The 25,923-nt window shown below is 58.8% G+C and carries 27 protein-coding genes; 12 read left to right on the top strand and 15 right to left on the bottom strand.

The genetic code is table 11. The annotated features are described in order from the left end of the window. Position 1 precedes the first annotated feature (1 nt). The 6 genes from QZ498_RS02655 to crcB form a co-directional block, all read right to left on the bottom strand. Positions 2 to 1,216 (bottom strand): ABC transporter permease subunit, encoded by a 1,215-nt coding sequence (locus QZ498_RS02655; RefSeq protein WP_294619952.1) that lies wholly within the window; start codon positions 1,214 to 1,216, stop codon positions 2 to 4. 130 nt (positions 1,217 to 1,346) lie between these two features. Next, on the bottom strand, positions 1,347 to 2,366 hold the full coding sequence (locus QZ498_RS02650) for an amino acid ABC transporter substrate-binding protein (RefSeq protein ID WP_294619950.1): 1,020 nt from the start codon (positions 2,364 to 2,366) through the stop codon (positions 1,347 to 1,349). A gap of 190 nt (positions 2,367 to 2,556) precedes the next feature. Beyond that, complete coding sequence (locus QZ498_RS02645; RefSeq protein ID WP_294619948.1) at positions 2,557 to 3,282, bottom strand: ATP12 family chaperone protein; 726 nt, start codon at positions 3,280 to 3,282, stop codon at positions 2,557 to 2,559. Continuing rightward, positions 3,279 to 3,962 carry an HAD-IA family hydrolase gene (locus QZ498_RS02640; RefSeq protein WP_294619946.1) on the bottom strand — a complete coding sequence of 228 codons (684 nt, stop codon included), beginning with the start codon at positions 3,960 to 3,962 and terminating at the stop codon, positions 3,279 to 3,281. Before QZ498_RS02640 ends, QZ498_RS02645 begins: the two co-directional genes overlap by 4 nt. Continuing rightward, complete coding sequence (locus tag QZ498_RS02635; RefSeq protein WP_294619944.1) at positions 3,959 to 5,002, bottom strand: RluA family pseudouridine synthase; 1,044 nt, start codon at positions 5,000 to 5,002, stop codon at positions 3,959 to 3,961. Before QZ498_RS02635 ends, QZ498_RS02640 begins: the two co-directional genes overlap by 4 nt. Continuing rightward, the gene (gene crcB, locus QZ498_RS02630; protein ID WP_294619942.1) at positions 4,999 to 5,376 is read right to left on the bottom strand and encodes a fluoride efflux transporter CrcB; all 378 of its coding nucleotides are present in this window, start codon (positions 5,374 to 5,376) and stop codon (positions 4,999 to 5,001) included. Before crcB ends, QZ498_RS02635 begins: the two co-directional genes overlap by 4 nt. A gap of 130 nt (positions 5,377 to 5,506) precedes the next feature. Here crcB and QZ498_RS02625 point away from each other — a divergent pair, with 130 nt between their 5' ends. After that, entirely contained in the window at positions 5,507 to 6,760 is a 1,254-nt protein-coding gene (locus tag QZ498_RS02625) for a glycerate kinase (protein WP_294619940.1), read from the top strand. Positions 6,761 to 6,770: 10 nt separating this feature from the next. On the opposite strand, the gene QZ498_RS02620 is transcribed toward QZ498_RS02625, so the two are convergent. The 4 genes from QZ498_RS02620 to QZ498_RS02605 form a co-directional block, all read right to left on the bottom strand. Then, on the bottom strand, positions 6,771 to 8,105 hold the full coding sequence (locus tag QZ498_RS02620) for a UDP-glucose/GDP-mannose dehydrogenase family protein (protein ID WP_294619938.1): 1,335 nt from the start codon (positions 8,103 to 8,105) through the stop codon (positions 6,771 to 6,773). 184 nt (positions 8,106 to 8,289) lie between these two features. After that, a complete protein-coding gene (gene galE, locus QZ498_RS02615) occupies positions 8,290 to 9,276 on the bottom strand; it encodes a UDP-glucose 4-epimerase GalE (protein ID WP_294620010.1) in 987 nt (328 codons plus the stop codon). Positions 9,277 to 9,344: 68 nt separating this feature from the next. Further along, positions 9,345 to 11,090 (bottom strand): hydantoinase B/oxoprolinase family protein, encoded by a 1,746-nt coding sequence (locus QZ498_RS02610; protein WP_294619936.1) that lies wholly within the window; start codon positions 11,088 to 11,090, stop codon positions 9,345 to 9,347. Beyond that, the gene (locus QZ498_RS02605; RefSeq protein WP_294619934.1) at positions 11,087 to 13,144 is read right to left on the bottom strand and encodes a hydantoinase/oxoprolinase family protein; all 2,058 of its coding nucleotides are present in this window, start codon (positions 13,142 to 13,144) and stop codon (positions 11,087 to 11,089) included. Before QZ498_RS02605 ends, QZ498_RS02610 begins: the two co-directional genes overlap by 4 nt. Positions 13,145 to 13,264: 120 nt before the next feature. Between QZ498_RS02605 and QZ498_RS02600 the strand changes: the two genes are divergently transcribed. From QZ498_RS02600 to QZ498_RS02565, 8 genes are all read left to right on the top strand, one after another. After that, positions 13,265 to 14,191 carry a branched-chain amino acid ABC transporter permease gene (locus QZ498_RS02600; RefSeq protein ID WP_294620008.1) on the top strand — a complete coding sequence of 309 codons (927 nt, stop codon included), beginning with the start codon at positions 13,265 to 13,267 and terminating at the stop codon, positions 14,189 to 14,191. Then, on the top strand, positions 14,188 to 15,132 hold the full coding sequence (locus QZ498_RS02595) for a branched-chain amino acid ABC transporter permease (RefSeq protein WP_294619932.1): 945 nt from the start codon (positions 14,188 to 14,190) through the stop codon (positions 15,130 to 15,132). The genes QZ498_RS02600 and QZ498_RS02595 overlap by 4 nt, the downstream gene beginning before the upstream one ends. Next, the gene (locus tag QZ498_RS02590) at positions 15,129 to 15,836 is read left to right on the top strand and encodes an ABC transporter ATP-binding protein (protein WP_294619930.1); all 708 of its coding nucleotides are present in this window, start codon (positions 15,129 to 15,131) and stop codon (positions 15,834 to 15,836) included. The genes QZ498_RS02595 and QZ498_RS02590 overlap by 4 nt, the downstream gene beginning before the upstream one ends. Continuing rightward, positions 15,836 to 16,531, top strand: coding sequence for an ABC transporter ATP-binding protein (locus QZ498_RS02585; RefSeq protein ID WP_294619928.1), 696 nt, complete (start codon positions 15,836 to 15,838; stop codon positions 16,529 to 16,531). The genes QZ498_RS02590 and QZ498_RS02585 overlap by 1 nt, the downstream gene beginning before the upstream one ends. A 55-nt stretch (positions 16,532 to 16,586) precedes the next feature. Further along, on the top strand, positions 16,587 to 17,450 hold the full coding sequence (gene argB / locus QZ498_RS02580) for an acetylglutamate kinase (protein ID WP_294619926.1): 864 nt from the start codon (positions 16,587 to 16,589) through the stop codon (positions 17,448 to 17,450). Positions 17,451 to 17,522: 72 nt separating this feature from the next. Then, on the top strand, positions 17,523 to 18,317 hold the full coding sequence (locus QZ498_RS02575; RefSeq protein ID WP_294619925.1) for a sterol desaturase family protein: 795 nt from the start codon (positions 17,523 to 17,525) through the stop codon (positions 18,315 to 18,317). Beyond that, positions 18,314 to 18,946 (top strand): ferredoxin, encoded by a 633-nt coding sequence (locus QZ498_RS02570; protein ID WP_294619923.1) that lies wholly within the window; start codon positions 18,314 to 18,316, stop codon positions 18,944 to 18,946. Before QZ498_RS02575 ends, QZ498_RS02570 begins: the two co-directional genes overlap by 4 nt. Continuing rightward, on the top strand, positions 18,943 to 19,437 hold the full coding sequence (locus QZ498_RS02565; protein ID WP_294619921.1) for a histidine phosphatase family protein: 495 nt from the start codon (positions 18,943 to 18,945) through the stop codon (positions 19,435 to 19,437). Before QZ498_RS02570 ends, QZ498_RS02565 begins: the two co-directional genes overlap by 4 nt. A 3-nt stretch (positions 19,438 to 19,440) precedes the next feature. Here QZ498_RS02565 and QZ498_RS02560 read toward each other — a convergent pair whose 3' ends face one another. Then, positions 19,441 to 20,913, bottom strand: a complete 1,473-nt coding sequence (locus QZ498_RS02560) for an ABC transporter substrate-binding protein (protein WP_294619919.1) — start codon at positions 20,911 to 20,913, stop codon at positions 19,441 to 19,443. Positions 20,914 to 21,070: 157 nt separating this feature from the next. On the opposite strand from QZ498_RS02560, the gene panB reads away from it, so the two are divergent. Both panB and panC read left to right on the top strand, forming a co-directional pair. Beyond that, positions 21,071 to 21,898: a 3-methyl-2-oxobutanoate hydroxymethyltransferase gene (gene panB, locus QZ498_RS02555; RefSeq protein ID WP_294619917.1), complete on the top strand. Its 828-nt coding sequence runs from the start codon at positions 21,071 to 21,073 to the stop codon at positions 21,896 to 21,898. After that, positions 21,895 to 22,743, top strand: coding sequence for a pantoate--beta-alanine ligase (gene panC / locus QZ498_RS02550; RefSeq protein WP_294619915.1), 849 nt, complete (start codon positions 21,895 to 21,897; stop codon positions 22,741 to 22,743). The genes panB and panC overlap by 4 nt, the downstream gene beginning before the upstream one ends. 3 nt (positions 22,744 to 22,746) lie before the next feature. Here panC and QZ498_RS02545 read toward each other — a convergent pair whose 3' ends face one another. Both QZ498_RS02545 and QZ498_RS02540 read right to left on the bottom strand, forming a co-directional pair. Next, complete coding sequence (locus QZ498_RS02545) at positions 22,747 to 23,589, bottom strand: DUF1989 domain-containing protein (protein WP_294619913.1); 843 nt, start codon at positions 23,587 to 23,589, stop codon at positions 22,747 to 22,749. A gap of 8 nt (positions 23,590 to 23,597) precedes the next feature. Continuing rightward, on the bottom strand, positions 23,598 to 23,804 hold the full coding sequence (locus QZ498_RS02540; protein ID WP_294619911.1) for a hypothetical protein: 207 nt from the start codon (positions 23,802 to 23,804) through the stop codon (positions 23,598 to 23,600). 106 nt (positions 23,805 to 23,910) lie between these two features. Between QZ498_RS02540 and QZ498_RS02535 the strand changes: the two genes are divergently transcribed. Continuing rightward, positions 23,911 to 24,822, top strand: a complete 912-nt coding sequence (locus QZ498_RS02535) for an EamA family transporter (protein WP_294619909.1) — start codon at positions 23,911 to 23,913, stop codon at positions 24,820 to 24,822. Here the strand turns inward: QZ498_RS02535 and QZ498_RS02530 are convergent. Then, positions 24,810 to 24,965 (bottom strand): hypothetical protein, encoded by a 156-nt coding sequence (locus QZ498_RS02530; RefSeq protein ID WP_294619907.1) that lies wholly within the window; start codon positions 24,963 to 24,965, stop codon positions 24,810 to 24,812. The genes QZ498_RS02535 and QZ498_RS02530 overlap by 13 nt on opposite strands. 165 nt (positions 24,966 to 25,130) lie before the next feature. Continuing rightward, complete coding sequence (locus tag QZ498_RS02525) at positions 25,131 to 25,910, bottom strand: succinate dehydrogenase iron-sulfur subunit (RefSeq protein WP_294619905.1); 780 nt, start codon at positions 25,908 to 25,910, stop codon at positions 25,131 to 25,133. Positions 25,911 to 25,923 lie beyond the last annotated feature (13 nt).

The raw sequence follows: 25,923 nt of genomic DNA, 5'->3' as shown, positions 1-25,923 counted from the left end.
CTCAACGCTCCTTCAGCTTGACGCTATTATTGTAAACATTCATCACACCCGAAATCGCCAAACTGATCGCCAGATAGAATAGCATCAGCAACAAGACCGTTTCGATCGCTCGGCCCGTCTGGTTCAGGGTGATGCCGCCAAGGGTACCCGTAATATCCATGTAACCCACGGCAATGGCGAGTGACGAGTTCTTGGTGAGGTTTAGATACTGCGAGATGACCGGCGGGATGATCACCCGCAGAGCCTGAGGCAGGATCACGAGGTTCATGATTCGCCCCGGGCGCAGCCCCAATGAGGCCGCTGCTTCGGTTTGGCCCTTGCTGACGGCCAAGATACCGGCACGGACGTTTTCCGCGATAAAGGCCCCAGTGTAGATGGCAAGCGCGAACCACAACGCGATCAATGACCCCCTAATCTGGATCCCACCCTGAAAGTTAAAGCCCTTCAGCGCCGGGTAGTCCAAGGCAATCGGTCGACCGAGGATGAAGAAGATCAAGAGCGTCGGCACGATCAAGATGACCAACGAGGGCCACCCCATCGGTAAAAGCTTCCCCGTGTCGTACAGCAACTTCGTCGCATAACGGCGATAAGCGAACATGCCGATGACCGAGGCAATGAAAACCCCCACCACAATGCCAGATCCCTCAAGCCACACAGGCTTGGGGACATACACACCTCGATTGGTGAAGGCGACAGCATCCAGAAACATGGTACGCGCCGGGTCATCACCTCGAAACGCGCTCGGCGCGGGCAGAACTGCTGTCATCACGGTGAAAATGATGATGATCCAGATCAGGACCGGCACGTTTCTAAATGCCTCGACGTAGCCAGCCATCAGCTTCCGAACAAGCCAGTTTTTCGACAGCCTCAAGACGCCGACAACCACACCAAGAACCGTCGCTGTAATACAGCCCAGAAAGGCCACCAGAAGAGTGTTCAGAATACCGGCGACCGACGCCCGCCAATGCGACGACCGGCTGTCGTATTCGATAAGTGTCTGGTTAATGTCGTATCCCGAAGGCTCACCCAGAAACTCGTAGGAAATGTTCAACCCGGCGTCTCGCAGGTTTTGCATGAGGTTTGACCCAAGATAGGCAAACAATGCAATGACCGCCAATAACGCGATGAATTGGAATGTATATGATCGGTACCGCGTATCGTTGATCAGCATAGATAGCCGAAACGACTCGCGCGGTGGGTCGCTGAGTGTTGTCATGGATGACTTCCCTGATCGTCCCCGGGCTCATTTGCGGCGGGTTTATCCACGCTCGTCCGGCCCAGATTATTGATTGTCCTGGTCATACAGGAAAGGGGGCGCGGTGTATCCGCGCCCCCAAAAGGTTCGATTAACGGAACGGCGGGCTGTAGAGCAAGCCACCATCGGTCCACTGCGCGTTCAGACCACGCGACAGGCCGATGGGCGTATTCTCACCGATGTTCTTTTCGAACAATTCGCCATAGTTACCGCCAACCGAGATCGCACGGACAGCCCAATCAGCGTCAAGACCGAGCATCTCGCCAAGGTTGCCCTCGGTGCCCAGCAGACGGTTGACTTCAGGCTTGTCGCCGGGGGCCGAGGCCATGTCGGCGATATTCGCACTGGTCACGCCATATTCTTCGGCAGCGATCAGCGCGTTCAGCGTCCAGCGCACCACATCGCCCCATTCGTTGTCGCCGTGGCGCACAAGCGGGCCCAGCGGCTCTTTCGAGATGGTCTCGGGCAAGATCACGTGATCGCCGGGGTTTTCAAAGGCAGCACGCGTTGCCGCCAGACCCGAGCGGTCGGTGGTGTAAACGTCGCAAGCGCCTGCAAGGTACTGTTGCTGACCTTCGGCGTTGGTTTCGATCGGAACCGGCTCATAGTCCATGTTGTTCGCACGGAAATAGTCGGCAAGGTTCAGCTCGGTGGTGGTGCCGGTCTGGATACAGATCGTTGCCCCACTCAGTTCCTTGGCCGAGCTTACGCCCAGCGCCTTGGGAACGATGAAGCCCTGACCGTCATAGTAGTTGATGCCGGTGAATTCGAACTTCAGGTCAACGTCACGGCTGAAGGTCCAGGTGGTATTCCGGGCCAGCATGTCGATTTCACCAGATGCAAGCGCGGTGAAACGCGTCTTGCCGGTGGTCGGAACGAACTCAACGGCGGAACCGTCGCCAAGAACGGCGGCGGCAACAGCGCGACAAACGCCTACGTCGAAGCCTTCCCATTCGCCGTTGGCGTCAGGTGCAGCAAAGCCAACGAGACCTGTGGTCACACCACAGTTCAACGTGCCACGCGCCTTCACGTCATCCAGCGTGCCCGCCGCAGCAGCACCAGCAGCAATGCCGGCGACAGTCAGCGCGCCAAGAAATACGGATTTTTTCATTTTTACCTCTTCCTGATTGTCCACTCTTTTTGAGCGGTTCATACGGCTCAACCGAGCCGGGGCGATACTGTAAAAAGGGAATTTCCCCTTTCAGTGCCCGTAAGTGTGAGTGGATTCATTCAAGAACGTCAAGCCCAAGATCACAAAAAGCGATGGTCTCGACTGCTGCATGACCTTGCGTAAGGCGCTTTTAAAAGCGGTTCGCCTGGCTCTGCGCAAGATTCAGAAAGCGCTTGGCGTGCAGAAAATCACTTTCTTTCCTTTTGGCCACGGCAACAGCTTCCTCGTCAGGCCCCCAAAGCTCTTCTTGCCACGCCTCGTCAACGCGCGAGAGATGCCAAAGCTCTTTCGCCTCCCGCATATCGTGTACGGCGGCCAACCCGATGATGTATGATCCGGAGAGGGAAACGAGGTCATGAAAAGCCGTGAGCGAAAAGGAATCCATGCTATGCGCTTGGCGTGAAAGAACTTCCAGCGCCTTGGGCGACTGAGGCTGATGAATCACCCCTGAGACAGGATGAAGCCTCGCACCAAACGCTTTATCCGCCCAATCCAACAGCGGGTTCCAAGCATCGGCCTGCCGCTGAACAAGGGCTTCCGGACTGTCAGCACGATAGCACAAGAGATCCGCATCCGCGTAATCCGCGATCATTTGCGCAACCTCGGCATGCTGGACCGAAACCTTATCAATCGCTGCGTTCGCAGACCGCGTAACCGGCATCCGGGCTGGGTCTATTTCACCGTCCTGCGCATCCCACTCTTCGGCAATCGCCTGCGCCATCGAGCGCGTGGGAATGACCAACGGATTCTTGGCTGGCGTTTTCACGGTCCTGCCATCCAGCTCAACCGTGAAGCCCTGGTCCATTTCCACAACCGACGCCTCTTTCCAGAAACGCTTTGCTTTCCATTCGCTCATGACACCGTCTCCCACAATCTGTTCAGTGCGCCGTGCAAGTCTTGGAACCCTTCAAGGACAGTCACCGCACCCTCCAAGGCGGACACCTCGTGGTATCCCCAACTGACCCCGATGCCCGTGATACCCGCTGCCTGCGCCATCTGCATGTCAAAGCTGGTGTCACCAACCATGACCGCATCCTTGGGTTCGACCCCTGTTTCAGACATCGCCGCCATGAGCATTGAGGGATGAGGTTTGGAGGGATGGTGATCACTGACTTGCTGGGTGATGAAGAAACGGTGCAAATCATGCGCTTCAAGCAGTTTGTCCAACCCGCGCCGTGATTTCCCGGTGGCCACACCAAGAAGCACGTCAGGCATTGCATGCAAGGCCTCCAGTGCGTCCACCGCCCCGGCATAAAGCGGCGACGAATGGGCGGCACCGTTCTTGTGCCTCAGGTCGACATAGGCTTCCTTGTAAAAATCCACCATCTGGTCGTGTTGCCCACGCTCCAATTCGGGTGCCAAGCGGGCGACAGCTACATCAAGCGAAAGCCCGACAATACCCAGAACCTTACTCCGTTCAGGCATACCCATGCCGACCCGATCAAAGGCATATCCCATCGCGGCAAGGATGTCCGCTTGACTGTCGACAAGCGTCCCATCCACGTCGAAGACCACCAACCGCAACGCGGATGTCATGACATTTCCTCGAACGGATCATCAGGGACGTCGGAGGTTTGCCACTGGAAGGTTTCCCACGTGCGCTGCATATGCTCTGGCATGGGGGCCGTCAGGTGAAGCGTGGCCTTGGTGACAGGATGCTCCAGTGTCAGCGACCGCGCGTGCAAATGCAGTTTGCGGCTGAACTCACCACCAAGCTGCGCCCCCCAGCCATCGCCGAGATTCTCCTGGCCCGATCCACCATACTTGCCGTCGCCGACGATCGGGTGCCCGATCTCGGCCATATGCGCACGCAACTGATGTGTGCGGCCGGTAACCGGAACCAAGGCAACCCAGGCACATCGCACGCCTGCCCCCTCAAGGACCGCATAATCGCTCGTCGCGTGTTTGGCACCGGGCGTAGAATCAACCTCGCGCGGATGAAGGCACAGCATCTTTTCCCCCTCACCCTTCGATCCATGACCTGGTGCCTTCACCAAACCAAACTTGATCGTACCTACTCGCGGAGAGGGGACGCCTGCGACCGCTGCCCAGTATATCTTGCGCGTATCCCGATGCCGAAAGGATGCTGTCAGTGCGGTTGCCACGGCGCGCGTGCGCGCCATGATAAGAACGCCCGACGTATCCTTGTCGAGCCGATGCACAAGACGAGGTTTTTCATCCATCCCAAAGCGCAATGCCTCGGCCAAACCGTCGACATGGCGGCTTTGCTTGCTCCCGCCTTGAACCGGCAGGCCCGGAGGCTTGTTAAGCGCAATAATATGGTCGTCGCGATAAATGACACAGCTTTGTATCATCTTCGCATCTGCTGCACTGACCGATGACGCTGCCTGCGTTTTCATGTCACCGGGCTCAGGCAATGGCGGCACGCGCACGCTCTGGCCTTCTTCTAGGCGCGAATTGGCTTTGACGCGCGCACCATCGACACGCAATTCACCCTTGCGGCACATCTTTTCGATGCGCCCCTGCTGCACATGAGGAAATTTCCGACGAAGCCAACGATCCACCCGCTGATCCGCATCTTCAGCCGAAACTGTAATATTCTGAACCCGGCTCATGCCCATATTCCTCTGGCAATCAAGACCCCAAGGCCCAAGCCCAACAACGAAAGCGCGACAGAGAGCACGACATATAGCCCGGCCGCCGCGATCTGTCCGCGCTCGTACAAGGTGAACGCCTCAAGCGAAAATGCGGAGAACGTGGTGAACCCGCCCAAGACCCCGGTCATGACAAATGGGTTCAGATGCTGCAACCCGCGATGAAACGAGTACACGGTAAAAGCCCCCATCGCGAAAGACCCCAGGACATTCACCGAAAGAACACCCAGCGGAATACCCGATGCGATCACGCGCATCACGCAAAGCCCTGCCCCATAACGAAGCATGGCACCGATTGCGCCACCAAGGGCCACTTGAATAAAGGTCGCGATCATGGAGGCGTCATTCGCGCGGCACATGACCTTTGTCAAGAAGCGCGCCCTTGGTCCTTGGCAATGTGTGACGATTGCGAGTTGGCGAAGACTGTGCACAAACTGTCGCCGGACAACTCCCTAGGACAGCTTGATGAAAGATCCCACCACCCTTCTGCGCCGATTGTTCGACCGGGCCGTCGAAGTCGCCGATCCGATGCAAAGCCTTGCAGGATTCCTGCCGCCCCGCCCGACGGGTCGCCTCGTGGTCATAGGTGCAGGAAAGGCAAGCGCCCGGATGGCTGAAGCCGTGGAAGCTGTCTATGGCCCCTGCGAAGGATTGGTGATCACCCGCTATGGATATGCGCGCCCATGCCAAGGCATTGAGATCGTCGAGGCCGCCCATCCCGTGCCCGACGAAAACGGATTGCGCGCCACCCGAAGAATACTGGGTCTTTTGGAGGGATTGTCTGAAAACGACACGGTCTTGGCATTGATATCTGGTGGCGCATCCGCGTTACTTGTTTGCCCTGCGGGCAACATCACACTGAAAGAAAAACAAGCGATCAATAACGCGCTTCTGGCCTCCGGTGCCACGATTGGCCAGATGAACACCGTGCGAAAGCATCTTAGCCGGGTCAAAGGCGGGCAACTGGCGATTGCAGCGCATCCGGCAAAAATGCTGTCCCTGATGATCTCGGACGTCCCCGGCGACGACCCGGCCATGATCGGCTCTGGTCCCACGGTGGGCGACGACAGCACACCAGAGGATGCGCTGCAGATCTTGCGCCAGTTCAAAATCCCTATACCAAGGTCCGCCAAAGCTGTGCTCACCGGCCCGACTGCCGTTGTCAAAACCTATGACCCGCGCCTTTCATCAGTCGAGAACGTGATCTATGCCGCGCCGTCGCAATCTCTTGAGGCAGCGGCTGACATGGCATTGAACGAGGGCTTGGACGTCACTGTCATTGGCGATTCTGTCGAAGGTGAAGCGCGTACGATTGCCAAAGACCACGCCAGACGCGCGATCAAGGTACAAAACCAAATGAAGCGCGGTGACGCGCCCAAGCTCCTATTGTCTGGCGGTGAATTGACGGTGACCAGAACGGGAAATGGAATTGGCGGTCCAAATGCCGAATACATGCTTGCCTTGGCGTTAGAGCTCAATGGCCGTGATGGCATCCATGCAATTGCCTGCGACACCGACGGTGTCGATGGTGCGGCCGATGTCGCCGGCGCGATCATCGGCCCGGATACATTGGCAAGCAGCAACTATCATGCGGCGGCTTCCGCATTGGAGAATAACGACGCGCACAGTTATTTCGAACGCCTCGGCACGCAGGTCGTAACAGGGCCGACCCTGACCAACGTCAACGATTTCCGTGCTATCCTGATCAAAGCTCGGTGAAACCGGCCCGCTATTCCTCTTTCTGCCTTAGCCAGTACCCCGTGCGTCCGACACTCTCATAAGCCTCGAAACCGGCCCGTTTTGCATCCTTGACCGAGTAGATATTCCGCAAATCCGCAAATCGCGGGGTCGCCATTTTCTTGGCGATTTTCTTGAGGTCCAGCGCCCGAAACTCGTTCCATTGCGTCAAGATGACCAGCAAATGCGCGTTGTTCACGCATTTATACGGATCGTCCTGCCAATGCACGCCGGGCAAAAGCGACTCACCTTCATGCTGGCCCTGAGGGTCACACACCCGAACTTTCGCGCCACCACCTACGAGCGCCGGCACGATTGTCAAAGCTGGCGCTTCACGCATGTCGTCGGTATCCGGCTTGAATGTCACACCTAGAATACTCACGATCTTGCCGTTGAACGACCCGTCACAAAGATCAAGAAGCTTGTCGATCATCCGCCGCTTCATTTCCTCGTTCACATTGATCACCTTTTCGGTGATCTGCATCGGCAAGCCGTGATCTTGTCCGATACGGGCCAACGCGCGCGTGTCTTTCGGGAAGCAACTTCCACCATAGCCAGGCCCGGCATGAAGAAACTTGTCCCCGATCCGCTTATCTAACCCCATGCCATGGCTCACGCGCTTCACATCCGCGCCAGTCCGTTCGCAAAGTGCCGCGATCTCATTGATGAAGGTGATCTTGGTCGCCAGAAAAGCATTTGACGCATATTTGATCATTTCTGCCGTTTCCAAATCCGTGGTCAGGATCGGAAAATCGCGCAGGTATAGCGGACGATAAATCTCGGCCATCACTTCCGCAGCGCGATCGGTTTGAACGCCCACAATCACGCGATCAGGCTTCATGAAATCCTCGATCGCCGCCCCTTCGCGCAAGAATTCAGGATTGGACGCGACATCAAAGTCCAAATCCGGATTCGCCTTCTTGACGACCTGCTTCACTTGCCGGTTCGTGCCGACAGGCACCGTGGATTTGGTGACGATCACAACATAGCGGTCAGCCGCTTTTGCGATCTCTTCGGCCGCAGCCATGACATAGCTCAGGTCGGCATGTCCGTCACCTCGGCGCGTCGGGGTGCCAACCGCAATGAAAACCGCTTCAGCCTCGGCAATCGCAGCATTGAGATCACCGGTGAATGACAGGCGGCCGGCATCAACATTCTTGGCCATGAGCTGCTCGAGCCCAGGCTCAAAAATCGGGACGTTCCCGTTGTTCAATTTTTCGATTTTGGCCGGGTCTTTATCGACACAAACGACATCATGGCCGAAATCTGAAAAACATACCCCCGAGACAAGCCCGACATAGCCCGTGCCGATCATCGCAATCTTCATGCCTCAATACCTTTCAACGGTAACCGCTCTTTTTGCCCTCTTAATGCGCCCAAGACGCGTGGCAGTCAACGAAAGGGCGCGCATCACATAGGTTCTAGCAAGACAGTGATGCGAAAAAACAAATACAGGGCTCAAACCGCAAAACCACGCGACGGGCCTCAGTCATTCAATGCGCGGTATCGAACTATAGCTGCTTGTATCCGCTCTTCTGCTGCCATCTCCACGCATCCTCGATCATTTCGTGAAGCGTGGACCGTTTGGTTGTCCAGCCAAGTTCTGTGGCTGCCTTTTCCGACCCGGAAACCAATTTCGTCGCATCGCCCTCACGCCGAGGCCCTTCGTGAACAGGAACGTCCCGGTTGGTCACGTTACCGGCCGCCTTGATCACCTCACGAACAGAAAATCCCGTTCCAGTACCCAAGTTGAAGACAGAGCTTTCGCCCCCCTCTTCCAGACGCTTCAGGCCAAGAAGATGCGCCTCGACCAGATCGCAAACGTGGACGTAATCGCGAATACACGTGCCATCCGGCGTGTCGTAATCCGTGCCATGGATCGTCAACCCATCGCGCTGGCCGTCAATCGCTTGCAACACGACGGGAATAAGGTGCGTCTCAGGATCATGCGCCTCGCCCACTTCCGCTTCAGGATCGGCACCCGCCACGTTGAAATATCGAAAAACAACGCTTTTCAGGCCGTAAGCGGCCTCGAAGTCTCGCAGGATATCCTCGATCGCACGTTTCGAGGCGCCATAGGCATTAAGCGGTTGCTGTGGTGTATCCTCAGTCAAGACGACATTGTCGTGCTCTCCATAGGTCGCGCAGGTCGAGGAAAAAACGAAGTTCCTGCAACCGGCCGCGGTGCAGGCCTCAATCAACGTCAGCGACCCCGCTACGTTGTTGCGCCAGTACAGGCCCGGTTTTTGCATCGCCTCCCCAACAAGCGACAACGCGGCGAAATGCATGACAGCGACCGGCTTATACTTGGCGAAAACCTGATCCAGCCTTTCACGATCATTCAGGTCGCCTTGCTCAAAAGGCCCGAATTTCACCGCTTCGCGCCAGCCAGTCGACAAGTTGTCGTAAGTAACCGGCTCATATCCGGCATTTCTCAGTGCCTTACAAGCATGAGACCCGATGTAACCGGCACCACCCGTAACCAGAACTGGTTTCAAAGCTCTCTCCATCGCTACTCTGTGCAGCGGTAGCAATCGCTACCTCCATCCACAAGGCGCAACTTTGCTCAACTGTGCCTTGCTGCCACTGTTTTCCCAACGTCGACCTCCAAAGTGCCGGCATCTTCGCGAAGAACCACACCGAAAAGATCTAGAGCTTGTTTCAAGCTGTACCGTCCAAGGGCAACATCATGCGCCACATCCTCAGGTGGTCGCTCAAAAGGGTCGCCATAGCCACCACCACCGGGGGTTTTCACCTGAACCCGGTCACCGGCGGACAGGTTGATATCCTGTTCCTTCGACAAATGAACAGGTGTGTAAGCCACCCCGCGCAACAACACCGTGACCTCGTTCTTGGCGCCATCCTGCCCGCCGATTGCGCCTTGTGGTCCAAATCGGCCATGGTCCATGACAAAACTTGCACGCGCCGTCCCGCGCCGTAACTCCACATCGTATTCCAGCCCGAAACCACCCCGCATCCGTCCAGCGCCGCCCGACCCTTCGCGCAGCGCATAACGATGGTAAAGCACGGGAAAGGCTTGCTCCATGATCTCGACCGGCGGCGCCTTGGAAATACCGATGGTGGAACACCCGTTGCTCAATCCGTCACCGCCAGCATGCCCGCCGTATCCTCCACCAGACAATTGGTACATGACGTAATCCCGTCCAAGCAGGGGGTCGTGACCACCCAAGGCGAAATTCCCGCTCGTTCCGGCCGGTGCCGCTGTCACGCGGCTGGGCAAAGCCTCCACCAAGGCGGCAAAGACTGCCTCGGCGATGCGCTGGCTCACTTCGGCGGCACATCCCGACACCGGCCTTGGGTACTGCGCGTCAAGAAACGTACCTTCGATGCCGATAACCTTCAGCGGCTCGAAAGCCCCGGCGCTGATCGGAACTTCTGGAAAGATATGTCGCATGGCAAGATAGACCGATGACAGGGTTGTCGCCTTGACAGAATTCATCGGCCCCGCACAAGGCGGGCTTGATCCTGCAAAATCGAAAACAAGGCTGTCGTCATCCCGACGAACCGTCAAATGAATGGCCAAAGGCGCGTCAACGACTCCATCACTGTCGATCCACGCCGTGGCGGAATGCCGGCCAAATGGAATTTCTCGAACGAATGCCCGCATTTGCTGTGCTGCTCGACTGCGCAGTTCTGCAATGGCTTGCCTAACCGTCGCTGTTCCGTACCGATCCAGAAGCGCATCCATCCGTTCGGCCCCCAAATCAAGGGCTGCCGCCTGTGCTTTGACATCTCCAATCCGCTGGTCGGCCACGCGAATGTTGGAGCAGATAATCGAATAGATCTCGTGATCCATTTCTCCACGTTTGAACAGCTTGACCGGCGGAAGCCGCAAACCTTCCTGCTCGACTGCCGTTGCCGATGCTGAGAACCCACCGGGAACCGCCCCGCCTGTATCCGGCCAATGCCCGGTATTCGACAGCCAGCAGAAAATCTCCCCGTCGCGGTAATAGGGCTGTGCAAAACGCACATCCATAAGGTGCGTACCGCCAAGATATGGATCGTTGACGATATAAATATCACCCGGCTCTGGCGGCAAAACGCGCCCCGCATTGATCATCTCGATCAGGGTCCGGGTTGAATACTGCATTGTCCCGACGAATACCGGCAGCCCGCCCGCGCCTTGAGCGATCAAAGACCCGTCCACCGGGTCGTAAATGCCATCGGAACGGTCATTCGCCTCGGCAATCACCGGTGAAAACGCGGCCCGCGAAAAAGCAAGGTCCATCTCATCGCAAACCTGCATCAAGCGGGCCTGAATAACTGAAAGGGTGATCGGGTCTATCGTCATGCCGCACCATCCACATGCACGATCACATTGCCATGCCGGTCCCCTTCCGCACGGTCCCATGGTTCGATCAGCACCGTCGTATCCATCTGCTCGACAATCGCCGGGCCCGAAATCTGAAACTCAAGCGGTAGAAAATCTCGCCTATAGATGGGCGTTTCGTACCAATCGCCACCAAAGCGCACGCGGCGATGGCCGACTCTCGCGTCTGCAACGCCGGGCTTGCGGCCCGCTGGATCAATCAATGTCGACAAATCCAACGCCTGCCGCTCCCCGATAACCGAACAATTCGCATTCACCACGATCGCCCGCACGCCCTCAAGCGCCACGCGAAACCGATTGAAATAAGCCACCTCGAAAAGCCTGAGCAAGTCGTCCCGGCTGACATCGGGGCGTTCCAGATCGACACGCAACAGATGGGTTTGCCCGGCATATTGCATATCCACGCTGTAAAGGTACCGAATGCGCTCGGATTCGACCCGCTCTTGGCCGATAAGGGCCTCACCCTCCGCGGATTGCGTGGCAAAAACGCTCTCCAATTGACCCTCTTCAAGGTCCTCGACGGCACAGGCGACGGTTTGGACGAAGTCATGCCGCAAGTCCGCAACCACGCATCCGATGGCATTGGTGATACCCGGCCGCGCAGGGACCAGCACCTTCGGAACCCCCAATTCCCGCGCAAGGCTGGCGGCGTGCAACGGCCCCGCACCGCCAAACGCGAAAAGCGCGAAGTCGCGCGGGTCCACCCCAAGCGACAGCGATACCATGCGAATGGCGCCTGCCATCTTGGTATTGGCCAGCCGGATCACGGCCTCGGCAGCCTCGGTCACGTCCAAATTCAACGGCTCCGCAAGTTTTTCGGCAAACCGTTGCGCCACCTTGTCAGGGGCAATCCTTCCCGTCTTCGCCAGTTGCGCGGGGTCAAGACGCCCCAGGATCAGGTTCGCATCGGAAATCGTCGGGTCCCGACCACCTTTGCCATAGCAAATCGGCCCGGGATCGGCCCCTGCACTATGCGGCCCCACTTCCAAGAGTCCCGCTTCATTGACACGCGCGATTGATCCGCCTCCAGCCCCGACCGTCCGAACATCGACCATCGGAACGTGAATAGGCATCGCATACTCGATCTCGATTTCATTCGAAACCGCGGGCTCCGCGCCTCTGATCAACGACACATCAGTCGAGGTCCCACCCATGTCATAGGTGATCAGGTCCGGCATATCCGCCAATCGCCCGATATAGGCCGCAGCCATGACACCGGACGCAGGCCCCGACATCACCGTTTTGGCCGCCTCGCGCGCGACTATACGGGAGGACACCATGCCACCGTTTCCGTTCATCACCAAGATATCGCGGTCATATCCGCTTGCGCTCAATTCCTCGGACAGCCGCGCCAAATACCTGTCCAGTATAGGCTGGACACTCGCGTTGACCGCCGCGGTAACACCACGTTCGAACTCACGCGATTCCTGCAAGATCGCATGGCCAAGCGTGATATGGGCATTGGGCCAGATGCTTGACAGCACCTCACCTGCTCGGCGCTCATGTTCCGGGTTTGCATAAGCGTGCAAAAAATGCACGACAACCGCCTCACACCCGGCATCCAGCAAGACCTTCGCGGCCTCCACGACTGCGTTTTCATCAAGTGCAACCAGCACCTCGCCCGAAGCATCCATGCGCTCGGGCACTTCAATTCGCAAGTTCCGCGGAATGATCGGCTCAAACCGCCCGGTCATTCCATAGGCTTGCGGTCGCGTCCGGCGTCCAAGCTCCAGCACGTCGCGAAACCCCTGCGTCGTGATCAGGCCCGTTCGGCTCAGCTTGCGTTCAAGAACAGCATTCGTGGTGGTGGTCGTGCCGTGAACGATCAAATCGAGTGCGGGTAAATCACACTTGGCCGTGGCAAGAGCATCCATGACACCGAAGGCCTGATTGTCCGGGGTACTGGGCACCTTGGCCAAGCGAACTTCGCCAGTGTTTTCGTCAAGCTGCACAAGATCGGTGAACGTGCCACCAACGTCGATTCCCGCGACAATGCCCGTTCTGTCTTGCCCCATTCCAGTACCATCCCACATTCCTTCATAACGTTTGGGCACCGACCTTCAAAAGTCAACGTGCATCGCAGGCAACATTAGGGTTGCCCTTTGGCCGCGCTTCGGGTCAATCCTTGTATCGACATGGAACTTGGTCCCTATATCCTGCTCGCATCGCTCGAAGGCGCAGTAACAGCCGCGGTTCTGGCGCTGACAGCCGTCGGCCTGTCGCTTGTTTTCGGTGTCATGCGCGTGGTCAACATCGCCCACGGCGAGTTCTTCATGCTGGGTGCCGTCATCGCGTGGTACGTGGCCCAATCCTTCGGCGGCCACCCCGCCCTTGGATTTGCTCTGGCGCTTGTCGTCGCGCCCCTCTTCGTCGGCGTCATCGCCGTCGTGGCCGACATGACGATCCTCAAGCGCCTGGAATACGACCCCGAGCGCACGATCGTCGCCACGATCGGCCTGCTTTACATGATCCAGCAGCTCACGCTGATGACCTACGGCCCCGAAGCCCGCCCTGTCGAGGCGCCATTCAATGAACGCATCGCATTGCCTTGGATCGAGTTTGGCGACAATGGTCTTGAGTTCTATTACCCTTGGGGCCTTTCAACGACATCTTACAAACTCGCCGTTATCGGCGCAGCCACCGCGGTTCTGGCTGGGGTCTGGGTGTTGATGACGCGCTCTCGCGCGGGCCTGCTCATGCGCGCGACCCAGGCGGACCGCGAAATGGCATTGGCCTTCGGGATTCCCGTGGAGCGGGTCTATGCCCTGGTCTTCGGCATGGGCGCGGGATTGGCGGCCTTGGCTGCGGTTCTCATCGTGCCAATCCAGCAGGCACACTACCTGATGGGCGCGGACCCGCTGCTGTTATCGTTCATCGTGGTCATCATCGGTGGCCTTGGCTCCCTGCCCGGAACGGTTCTGGCAGCCGTTCTTATCGGGCTGTCCGACGGGATCATTTCGGTCTTCTTCTCACCAACACTGGCCAAAATCCTGGCGACGCTTCTGGTCGGCCTCGTCCTTGTCTTCCGCCCACAGGGCCTGTTCGGGACACGCGCTGTATGAATAAGACCCGCCGAGTTATTGGCTTGCACCTGGGCCTTCTTGCGCTTCTCTTCGCGCTCCAATTTGTGCTGCCAGCCTATCATCATGGCAATCTGGCGCGCATCATGGTTCTGGCGAGCTACGCCATCGGCTACAATATCCTGTTCGGCTACACCGGCCTGCTCAGCCTCGGCCACGCCCTGTTCTTCGCGGCCGGGATGTACGGCCTCAGCCTGACCATCCAGCACGCAGGTTTCACCGCCGCGCCGGCGCTTTTGACCGGTCTGATCGCGGGGGCTGCCGTATCCGCAGCCTTGGCTCTGCTGGCACTGAGAACAGCCGGCGTGGCGTTCATGATCGTGACCTTGATGTTCGCGCAAGCGGGGTATCTGACGATCCTTTACTTTGCTCAATACACACGAGGCGACGAGGGCTTCGTCATTCAAGCGGCCCAACGTGTGCTTTGGGGCATTGATCTCAGCGAACCGACAAACCGGTACTTCGCGGCCTTCATTCTTTTTGCAACATGCCTTCTGGTCTCCCTAGCCCTGGTCCGAGCCCCCTTTGGCCGAACGCTTATTGCCATCCGCGAAAACGAGGAACGTGTCAGGATGCTGGGGTACAACACCTTTGCACACAAGCTGGCGGCAATGATCATTTCCGGCACGATCTCGGCATCCGCAGGAGCGGCTTACGGCCTGCTCTTTGGCTATGCCGGGGCAAGTTTTGCCAGCGTACAATACTCGATCTTCCCGCTGCTTTGGGTGCTTTTGGGAGGGGCCGGCACGGTCCTTGGTCCCTTCGTCGGCACCTTGTTCATGTTCTACCTGATCGACCTCAGCTCCGGCATTACGACCGCCTACATGCTCATCGCGGGCGTCACGCTGATCGTGCTCACGCTCTTTGCACCTCAGGGTCTGGTTGGTGAATTGCGCCGCCGGGTCTGGAGGTGGCTGCCATGACCCTGCTTTCGACGCGCGGGCTTACCAAAAGCTTCGGTGGGCTGCAGGCGGTAACGAATGTCGATCTGGATTTGCCCAAGGGGGAAGTACGCGCACTCATCGGCCCGAATGGCGCAGGAAAGACCACCTTGGTCAGCTTGATCTGCGGTCGCCTTGCACCTTCATCCGGCACGGTGACCTTCGACGACCGGGCAATAACCGATCTGCCCGCGCACAAGCGTGTGCAGCTTGGGATCGCCTATACATTCCAGATCACTTCTGTCTTCCCACGCCTCTCGGTCCGCGAAAACGTGGCGCTCGCCGCCCGCCGCCATATCCCCAAACCCGACGTACCGGCGGCCGTGGACTCCGCACTTGCACGCGTGGGCCTGAAGAACCGGATTGACGAGGACGCAGGCAACCTCAGCTACGGTCACCAGCGGTTATTGGAGATCGCCATGGGTTTTGTCCAACAACCGCGGCTTCTGATCCTCGATGAACCGACCCAAGGTCTTGCCGACCATGAAATCGAAAATTTCAAGGCGCTGATAAACGACCTGCGCAAGGTCACGACAATTCTTTTGATCGAACACAACATGAGCGTCGTCATGGAACTGGCCGACCGCGTGACGGTGCTCAACTTCGGCGAACTGCTTGCCGAAGGCACACCGCAGCAAATCCACGAAAACGCCGAGGTCCAAGCGGCCTATCTTGGGAAAGGCTGATGCTGGAACTTGACCGCATAAACTCAGGCTACGGCAAGGCCCAGGTCCTCAGGGACTTTTCACTGCGCGTGGCATCTGGCGAAATTCTCTGCCTGCTGGGGCGTAACGGCGCGGGCAAAACGACGACCATGCAAACGATCATGGGCCTTTTGCCGCTCATGTCCGGCAGCATACGCCTCGAAGGAGAGGACATCAGCAGCCGGCCAGCCCATGAAATTCCCCGAGCCGGCATTGCCTATATCCCCCAAGGGCGCCGCTTGTTCACCGGGCTGACCGTGGCCCAGAACCTTGAAATAGGCCTGCGCACCCGCAACCATGGCAAGGACACTCTTGACGAGGTATTGGAGCTTTTCCCGCGTCTGCGCGAACGTATGAACCAACGCGCCGAAACCCTCTCGGGCGGGGAACAACAAATGCTCGCCACGGCACGCGCTCTTTGCCTCAAACCCAAGGCGCTATTGCTGGACGAACCCACCGAGGGCTTGCAACCCTCGATGATCGAGGCCATCCGCCAGGTCATTGACAGAATGCGAAGCGCCGGGGTGGCGATCCTGCTTGTCGAACAACGTGTGGATGCCGTTCTGGAATTGGCCGATCGGGTGGCCTTCATCGAGAACGGCCGCAACGGCGCGACAATGGATGCCGAAGAGCTGCGCGCCGACCATTCCATTGTCGATCGCTACATCGGTGTCTGACCCCTTGCAGACAGCGGCCCATCCGGGGATAACACCGCCCAACGAGGGATCACCGATGAAGAAAAGAGATATGAACCGCGATTGGATCGCCACGGCCCGCACCCTGTCCGAAGCCTTGCCCTACCTGCAACGCTATGATGGGGCGATTGTCGTCATCAAACTGGGTGGCCACGCCATGGGTAGCGACGAGGCCATGGACAGCTTCGCCCGCGACGTCGTGTTGATGCGTCAGGTGGGCGTGAACCCGGTGATCGTCCATGGCGGCGGCCCGATGATCAACCAGATGCTCGACAAACTCGCCATCAAATCGGATTTCGTGGGCGGCAAACGCGTCACCGACGAGGCGACGATGGAAGTCGTGGAAATGGTCCTTTCCGGGCGGGTCAACAAACGTATCGTCCAGGCGATAAATGCCCAGGGCGGCAAGGCGGTCGGGCTATCCGGCAAGGATGCCAATCTCATGACCTGTGACGCAGCCGATCCCGCGCTCGGTCTTGTCGGCACGCCCACCGAATTGGACCCCAGCCTTTTGCACACGCTTTTTAGAGACGATACGATTCCAGTGATCGCACCCTTGGGGGCCGGACGGCATGGAGAAACCTTCAACGTCAACGGCGACACCGCCGCCGGGGCCATCGCTGCTGCCCTCAAGGCCGACCGGCTCTTGCTTTTGACCGATATCGACGGAGTCCGTGATACCAGCGGCGAGGTCGTTACCGAACTGACCGCCGAACAAATTCGCGACATGACCACCCAAGGCATCATCGCCGGTGGCATGATTCCCAAAACCGAAACCTGCCTTGCCGCCATCGACGGCGGTGTGCGTGCCGCCGTTATCCTTGACGGCCGCGCACCGAACGCCTGTCTTTTGGAATTGTTCACGGATCACGGCGCCGGGTCGATCATTCGCAAAAGCTAACCCCGTTTCACGCTTGCGTCATTGGGCTGCATCCCGCTTGCGCCGCGCCACGTTTGGCATAGTTTGCATGCCATGGAAAACGAAGCCATCATTCGTCTGAGCGTCTTTCTGGGCCTCTTCACACTGTTCGCAGCGATCGAGGCCTTTGCACCACGCCGCCCCCGCAGCCAGCCGCGCAGCCGCCGTTGGGTGACCAATTGGGGCATTGTCATCCTCGATACGCTCACGTTGCGCCTCCTGGCCCTCGCCCTGCCCCTTCTCGCGGTGGGCGCAGCCCTTGATGCGCAGGCCAATGGCTGGGGCGCAATGCAATCCATCGACGCGCCGATGTGGGCAAAGGTCATCGCCACCGTCCTGATCTTCGATTTCGCGATCTGGGCGCAGCACCTGATCACCCACAAGGTGCCGATCCTCTGGCGCATTCACCGCGTCCACCACGCCGACCGCGATATGGACGTCACCACCGCCATTCGCTTTCATCCGGTGGAAATTGCCCTGTCGATGCTGCTCAAGATCGGGCTTGTTTACCTTCTGGGCCCGCCCGCCATCGGCATCGTGCTGTTTGAGATCATCCTCAACGGCACGGCCATGTTCAACCACGCCAACATCCGCTTGCCCCTCTGGCTGGATGCCATCGTGCGGCAGGTCCTTGTCACCCCCGACATGCATCGGGTTCACCACTCGATCCACAGGCACGAACATGACAGCAACTATGGCTTTTCCCTGTCGATCTGGGACAGGATGTTTCGAACCTACATCCCACAGCCCGAGGCAGGCCATGACGACATGACCGTGGGGCTTGAATGGCAGGATGATAACCCCTCCAAACTCGGCTGGTCCCTCGGCCTGCCCTTTCGCCGTAAATGACGCTGGATGAAATAGAACGGGCGCTCAAGCCGCATCACCTCACGGTCTTTGGCGGGGTCAAAACAGGCCTTCCAGAAGGGCTAAAGACCCTGCTCTTGCTGGGGCCCAAAACCCCCGGTTTCTGGCCGCACTTCACCACCTCGCCCGAATCCAGGGACCGCAGCGCCGACCCGCTGGATCGCTGGTCATCGCGCGTTATCACCCAAGTGGCTCAAACCTTGGGTGCGCGGGCCTTTTTCCCCTTTGGCGGCCCGCCGTGGCAACCTTTCCTGCAATGGGCTGTCGATAGCGGCCGCGCGCATATCTCACAGGTTGGCCTTCTTGTGCATGACGACGCCGGTTTGATGGTGTCTTACCGCGGCGCACTCGGTTTCACCCAAGATATCAAGCTGCCCAAGCCGCCGCCCAACCCGTGCCAAACCTGTGCAGACCGGCCCTGCCTGTCCGCCTGCCCGGTCGACGCACTGACACCGAAAGGCTATGATGTCGCCGCCTGCAAGACCGATCTCGACCGCGCAGGCAATGATTGCCTGACGCGTGGCTGCGCCGTGCGCCGCGCCTGCCCCGTCAGCCAAGCGCACGGGCGCAGCGAAGACCAATCCGCCTTTCACATGAGGGCCTTCAAATGACCCGACGCCTGATTCTGATGCGCCACGCGAAATCAAGCTGGGGCGACCCCGCTCTACCCGATCACGCCCGCCCCCTGAACGGGCGGGGCCGCCGCTCAGCCAAGGCACTGGGGGATTGGCTTCGCGACCACGGCTATCTGCCCGACGAAGTGCTCTGCTCCTCCTCGGCACGCACCCGCGAAACACTCGACCGCCTGAAGCTCGACGCGCCAACGCGCTTTCTTGACAGCCTCTATCACGCCAGCCCGGCAACCATGTTCAAGGAACTCAACCGTGCCAAAGGCGCTTGCGTTCTCATGCTGGGGCATAATCCCGGCATCGCGGGCTTTGCCGAAAATCTCGTAAGCCATGCCCCCGACCATCCGCGCTTTGCCGATTACCCGACCTGCGCGACACTGGTGGTCGACTTCGACGTGGACAACTGGTCCGACATGACACAGGCCAGCGGCGCGCCGCTGGCCTTCGTGATCCCTCGGGAACTCACCGAATAGCGGTTATTCCCAATAAACCTTGGTCAAATCGGTCGCTTGCGTTGGCGCATCCTCCCAAAGCCCGCGCAACCGCGCATTGGCGACCGTCGGCGTCGCCAGTTGGAACAGGTAGCCATTCACATAATCCTCAGCGATCATCGTCTGCATCTGTTCCAAGAGCTCCGAGCGTTTCACCCGATCGGCCTCCGCCCCTAGTGTTGCGTTCAACTCCTGAAAGGCAGGGCTGTCATACTGGAAATAATAATCGGGCCGCGCATAGATGCCGATGTCGAACGGCTCGGTGTGGCTGACGATGGTCAGGCCGTAATCCTTGCCCTTGAACACCTGTTCCAACCACTGCGCCCATTCCAGATTGGTGATCTCGGTTTCGATCCCGACGGCCCGCAATTGCGCGGCGATAATCTCGCCACCCCGGCGCGCATAAGACGGCGGCGGCAGTTTCAACGTGGTGGTAAAGCCATCGGCAAAGCCCGCCTCGGCCAGCAATTGGCGCGCAAGCTCGGGGTCATAAGCCGACAAATGCTTCAGATCCACGTAATCCGGATTATGCGGCGCAAAATGCGTACCAATCGGCGTGCCAAGCCCAAACATCGCCCCGTCGATGATCGCCTTGCGATCAATCGCATGGGCGATGGCGCGGCGTACCTTGGGATTGTCCAGCGGTGGTAGTTTGTTGTTCGTGCTCAGGATGGTTTCACCCTCGGTCGAGCCGACAAGCACCTGAAACCGTGGATCAGCCTCGAATTGCGGCAGGTTTTCAGGTGCAGGAAACCCGGGAAACGCATCCACATCCTCGGCCATCACCGACGCAAAGGCCGCGGTTGGATCACTGATGAACTTGAAGGTCGCCTGATCCAGCTTCGCCTTGGCCCCCCAGTAGGCGTCATTTTTGGTCAGGGTAATGCGATCCCCCTGCACCCAGTTTTCAAAGACAAAGGCCCCCGTGCCAATCGGAGTCTGCTTGATACCGTCAATGCTTTCGGGGGCCACGATCACCGCATCACCCCAGGCCATGTTGAACAGGAAATTCCCATCCGGGGCTTTCAAAGTGACACGCACGGTCAAGTCATCCACGACCTCAACGCTGTCGATGCCTTCGAACAAGGCCTTTTGCGCATTCTGGCTATCCTCGGCACGTGCCCGGTCAAGGCTGAATTTCACGTCTTCTGCGGTGAAACTCGTGCCATCATGGAAAGTCACACCGGGTTGCAAATAGAAGGTATATTGCAACCCGTCCTCGGAAATCTCCCACCGTTTGGCAAGGCCCGCATTCACCGATCCATCCGGGCCAAACCGGGTGAGTCCCTCGAAAACATTCGCGTAAAGCACTTGGTCAATCGCACCGGCGGCCGCGCTGGTCGGGTCAAGGTGCGGCGGCTCCAAATTAAGCCCGACAACAATATCGCCTTGAGCATGGGCGGAAGCCGCCCCAAGTGTCGCTACACATGTCAGTGCGGCAAGTGCCAAGCGTTTCATCCCTCATCTCCTTCTCTGCCCGCCGTTCAGGCGCTTTGCGAACAAGTCTCGGATGATTTCGCAGCGTAATCAAGTCACGCGCGACAATAGATTTATTGGCTTTTGGCCTTGGGAATTGCTATTCAGCGCCGCAACGCAGCAATCCCCGGTGACTAAAATGAGTGCAACCGCCCGCAAAACCGCCCCCCTTCCCGATGATATCCGGGCCATGAAAGGCAGCACGCCCATCGTCAGCCTGACGGCCTATACCACCCCCATGGCGCGCATGATGGACGGCGTGTGCGACTTTGCCTTGGTCGGCGATTCCGTCGGCATGGTCCTGCATGGCATGCCCTCGACCTTAGGCGTCACCATGGAAATGATGATCATGCACGGCCAAGCCGTGGCGCGGGGCCTTACCAAAACCATGCTGGTGATCGACATGCCCTTCGGCTCCTACGAAGAAAGCCCCGAACAGGCCTTCCGCAACGCCGCCCGCCTGATGCGCGAAACCGGGGCTGTCGCGGTGAAACTCGAAGGTGGGGCGCATATGGCCGACACCATCGGCTTTCTGGTCAAGCGCGGCGTGCCGGTCATGGCCCATATCGGCCTGACCCCGCAATCCATCAACACGCTTGGCGGCTACAAGGTGCAGGGCCGCGATGATCAGGCCGAAGCCCTCAAGGCCGATGCCCGTGCCGTGGCCGAGGCTGGAGCGTTCAGCGTCGTGCTTGAAAAAGTCCCCGCCAAGCTCGCCGATGACATCACCGCCGAGATTGCCATTCCCACCATCGGCATCGGGGCCTCTGCCGGATGCGACGGGCAAATCCTTGTGGTCGATGACATGCTGGGCCTCTTCACCGCCTTCAAACCCAAATTCGTCAAACGCTACGGCAGCTTGGGCGAGGATGGCGAGGCCGCGATCCGCGCCTATGCCGATGAGGTCCGCGCACGCAGCTTCCCCGCCCCCGAACATACCTTCGCTGACAAGGCACCCGGCAAATGACCCCGCCCATCATTCGCACCCTGTCCGAGCTCCGCGCACAGACCACCGGGTGGATGCGCGCGGGCGAAAGAATTGGTGTCGTCCCCACCATGGGCGCGCTGCACGATGGGCATCTGTCCCTTGTGCAGGCTGCCAAGGACACCTGCGACCGGGTGATCGTCACGATCTTCGTGAACCCCAAACAGTTCAACAACCCCGCCGACCTTGAGAACTACCCCCGCACCGAAGAGGAAGACGCGCGCAAACTGGCGCGCTTCAATGTCGATGCGGTCTATGTGCCCGGCGGCGATGAAATGTACCCCGACCGCTTCGCCACCACCGTTTCGGTTGAGGGCCTGACCGATGTGATGGAAGGCGCACACCGCCCCGGCCATTTCGATGGCGTAGCGACCGTCGTGACCAAGCTGTTCCTGCAAACCATGGCCAGCGATGCCTTCTTTGGCGAAAAAGACTTTCAGCAATTGCTTGTGGTCCGCCGCATGGCCCGCGATCTGGATATTCCCATCACCGTCCACGGCTGCCCCACCATCCGCGAAATTGACGGTCTGGCGATGTCCTCACGCAACCTTCTGCTCTCCGACCGCGCCCGCGTCACCGCCCCGCGGCTCTTCGAGGAAATGGAGGCCCTCGCCGAAGGCGTGGCCTGTGGTCAGGAGTTTGCCCCGCTTCAGGAAACCGCCATCAAACGGTTGGAAACCGCGGGCTTCACCAAGGTCGAATACCTTGAAATGCGCGCACAGGATGACCTTTCGCACCTTGACGCGCCCAACCGCCCCGCGCGCCTCTTTGCCGCCGCGCATCTGGCAGGCGTCCGCCTGATCGACAACATCGCGATTGGTGACTAACCCTTACCGCCCGTGGCTCCGGTCATAGCCGTTCACGGGCGGGCTTTGCCAATCGCCCAGCGCACCTTCCTGTGGCGCGAACACCTCCACCAACAACGGATAACAGGCCGCCGTATCGCTGGAATGTTCCGCCGAACAATCGCCACCGGGGCAGGCGCTCAGCGCGCCCAAAACGTCAATCTCGGCAAAAAACTCAAGGTAATCCCCGGGCCGCACCGGGCTGGCCTTCATGAAATATTGTCCGGTATCGCGGGTAAACCCGGTGCACATAAAGACATTCAGCACATCATGCACATGCGGCTCCGCCTCGGCCAAGCTCACACCCAGTTCATCCGCCAAGGCCCGCGTCAGGTTGGAATGGCAACAATGATGGTACTGCGACCCTGACAAAAGGTTGCCCGTATAAGGATCACAGCGCGTCCCGATCACGTCATGCACCGACCCGCCATATTGGTCCATCCCGTACCAACCAAGCGTATCCTCGGTGATTGTCGCCATGGGCCGCAAATAAGGGAAGGATGACCACATCCGCTCCCCCGTGGTCAGATGCGTGCCATGCAAGGCCCGGGACTTACCCGAATAAAACCTCTCGTTCAGGTCATTGGCATTCCACAGGTTCAAATCGCCCACTTGCGGACCATCCACGCTGGAAATCCGGAAAAACTGCCCCGCCTTGGCGCGAAAACACCCGGCATCACGGGCTGGCACCAAAACCTCATCCACCTTCTCAGCCCCCTCCCGCGCTTTTGCATAAAGCGCAAGCTCCGGCACCGGCAAAGTTTCATTCGGATAGCAAATCACCGGCTGAACCGCGCGGCGCGCCTCGGCATCTTCGGGCTGGGACATGGGTCACCTCATGAACGGGGTTGATTGGCCAGACAATCCAAAGGCGGTTTTCCATTGGATGTAAAGGCCTCAGCCCCACAGGCCATGCAGCGATACTTGCGCTGCCCATCCCGATCGCCGCGCCGATCCTCGCGCCAGCGGCAGGCCCGCGTGCGACGGTTGGAAAAAATCAGGATCAGGATAAAGGCCAAAATCAGGCCCACGACAATTATCAAAACTCGCCTCCGCCGTATGCCCCATCCCTAGCATAGCCATCCCGCAAAACCACCCATGTCGCGAACAGGACAGATTGTCGTGCCATCCGCATGGTTGTCTCAAACCATGAGTATCGCAACACCCCTTCCCCGCCCCACGCTTGGCCCGATCGACATTGTCATGGGCCTCACCGTCGCTTTGCTTTGGGGGATGGGTCTGGTTTTTGCCAAGGCCGCAATTGCGCATTTCCCGCCAATCCTGCTGATGGCCTTGCGCTTTACCGTCACCGCCTTGGCGCTGGTGTGGTTCGTCAAACCACCCATGGCCCACCTGCGCAGCCTGTTCTTGATCGCGTTCATCTCCGCCGCGCTGCAATACAGCCTCACCTACACGGGCCTCAAAGGGTTGGATGCAGGCGTCGCCGCCCTCATTGTCCAGCTCGAAGTCCCGTTTCTCACCCTTCTGGGGGCGCTCGCCCTCAAGGAAAGCCCCGGTTGGCGCAAATGGGCGGGCATCGCACTTGCCTTCTTCGGCGTCTACCAGATTTCCGGCGAACCCAGCATCGCGGCGGCCTCCACTTCGGTCCTTCTGGTCATCGCAGGCGCGGCCACGTGGGCCGTGGGGCAAGCGATGATCCGAAACCTCAAGGATATCGACGGCCTCACCGTCACCGCTTGGGTCGCCATCATGGCGGCACCGCAACTCTTCGTCATGTCGGCAATCGTGGAAACCGACCACCTCGCCGCCATCCAAAGCGCCGATTGGGTGGTCTGGGGGGCGGTACTTTACCTAGGGTTGGTCATGACAGCCTTTGGCTATGGCCTCTGGTATACCCTCGTCCGGCGCAACCCGGTCAGCCAAGTGGCCCCGTTCCTGCTGCTCCTGCCGGTCTTCACCGTGATCGGCGGCGCGATCTTCCTTGGCGAAAGCCTCAGCCTGCAAGTCATGATCGGAGGGGCCATCGTACTGGCCGGTGTGGGCCTGATCCTTTTCGAACGCAGGGAAAAGGCCCACAGGGGCGCGGATCAAGCGTCGTAATAGGCAAACATCTGATCAAGCGCGCCAAGTTCCGGCGCAGTCGGCAAATTGGCCGGCTCCGGCGTGTAATAGACTTCATACCAATCGGCCATTTGGTCGGCGAATTTGGCTTGGGGTTGCGGTTTATCTGCGGGAAGGGCCATTTTTCTGCTCCATCATTGCTTTCGGCCCTCACATAAGATGCCGCAGCACAGCATAGAACGGACAGTTCTGCACAGTCGCCATGCATGACGTGCAAGTTCCCTAAGGTAAATGAAAAGCCCCGACGAACAGGCCGGGGCTTTCAACACTCAGGGTCTCAATACCAATTAGACGGCGCGCTCCAGCATCATCTTCTTGATCTCGGCAATCGCCTTGGCGGGGTTCAATCCCTTGGGGCATGTCTTGGTGCAGTTCATGATCGTGTGGCAACGATACAGTTTGAACGGATCTTCCAGATCGTCCAAACGCTCGCCCGTCGCCTCATCCCGACTGTCGATAATCCAGCGATAGGCATGCAGCAATGCCGCCGGCCCGAGGTACTTGTCGCCATTCCACCAATAGCTGGGGCAAGCCGTCGAACAGCTGGCGCACATCACGCATTCATAGAGACCATCCAGTTTCTCGCGGTCCTCAATGGACTGCTTCCATTCCTTCGCCGGACGGTTGGTCTTGGTCTCAAGCCACGGCATGATGCTGGCATGCTGGGCATAGAAATGCGTGAGGTCCGGGATCAGGTCTTTGACCACCGGCATATGCGGCAGCGGGTAAATCTTCACGTCGCCCTTGATCTCGTCCATGCCATAGATACAGGCCAGCGTGTTGATCCCGTCGATATTCATCGCGCAAGAGCCACAAATCCCCTCACGGCACGAGCGGCGGAAGGTCAGCGTCGGGTCGACCTTGTTCTTGATGTAAATCAGCGCATCCAGAACCATCGGCCCACAATCGTCCATATCGACGAAATAGGTATCCACACTGGGGTTCTGCCCGTCATCGGGGTTCCAACGGTAAATCTGGAACTTCCGCACGTTGCTCGCACCTTCCGGCTTGGGCCATGTCTTGCCCGTCGTCATACGCGAGTTCTTGGGGAGTGTGAGTTGAACCATCTTTCTACTCCTT

Source organism: uncultured Roseovarius sp., assembly GCF_913057115.1.
Classification (GTDB): domain Bacteria; phylum Pseudomonadota; class Alphaproteobacteria; order Rhodobacterales; family Rhodobacteraceae; genus Roseovarius.
Note: the sequence above shows the minus strand (reverse complement) of the source record. Positions and strands in the feature narration are given on the sequence as shown.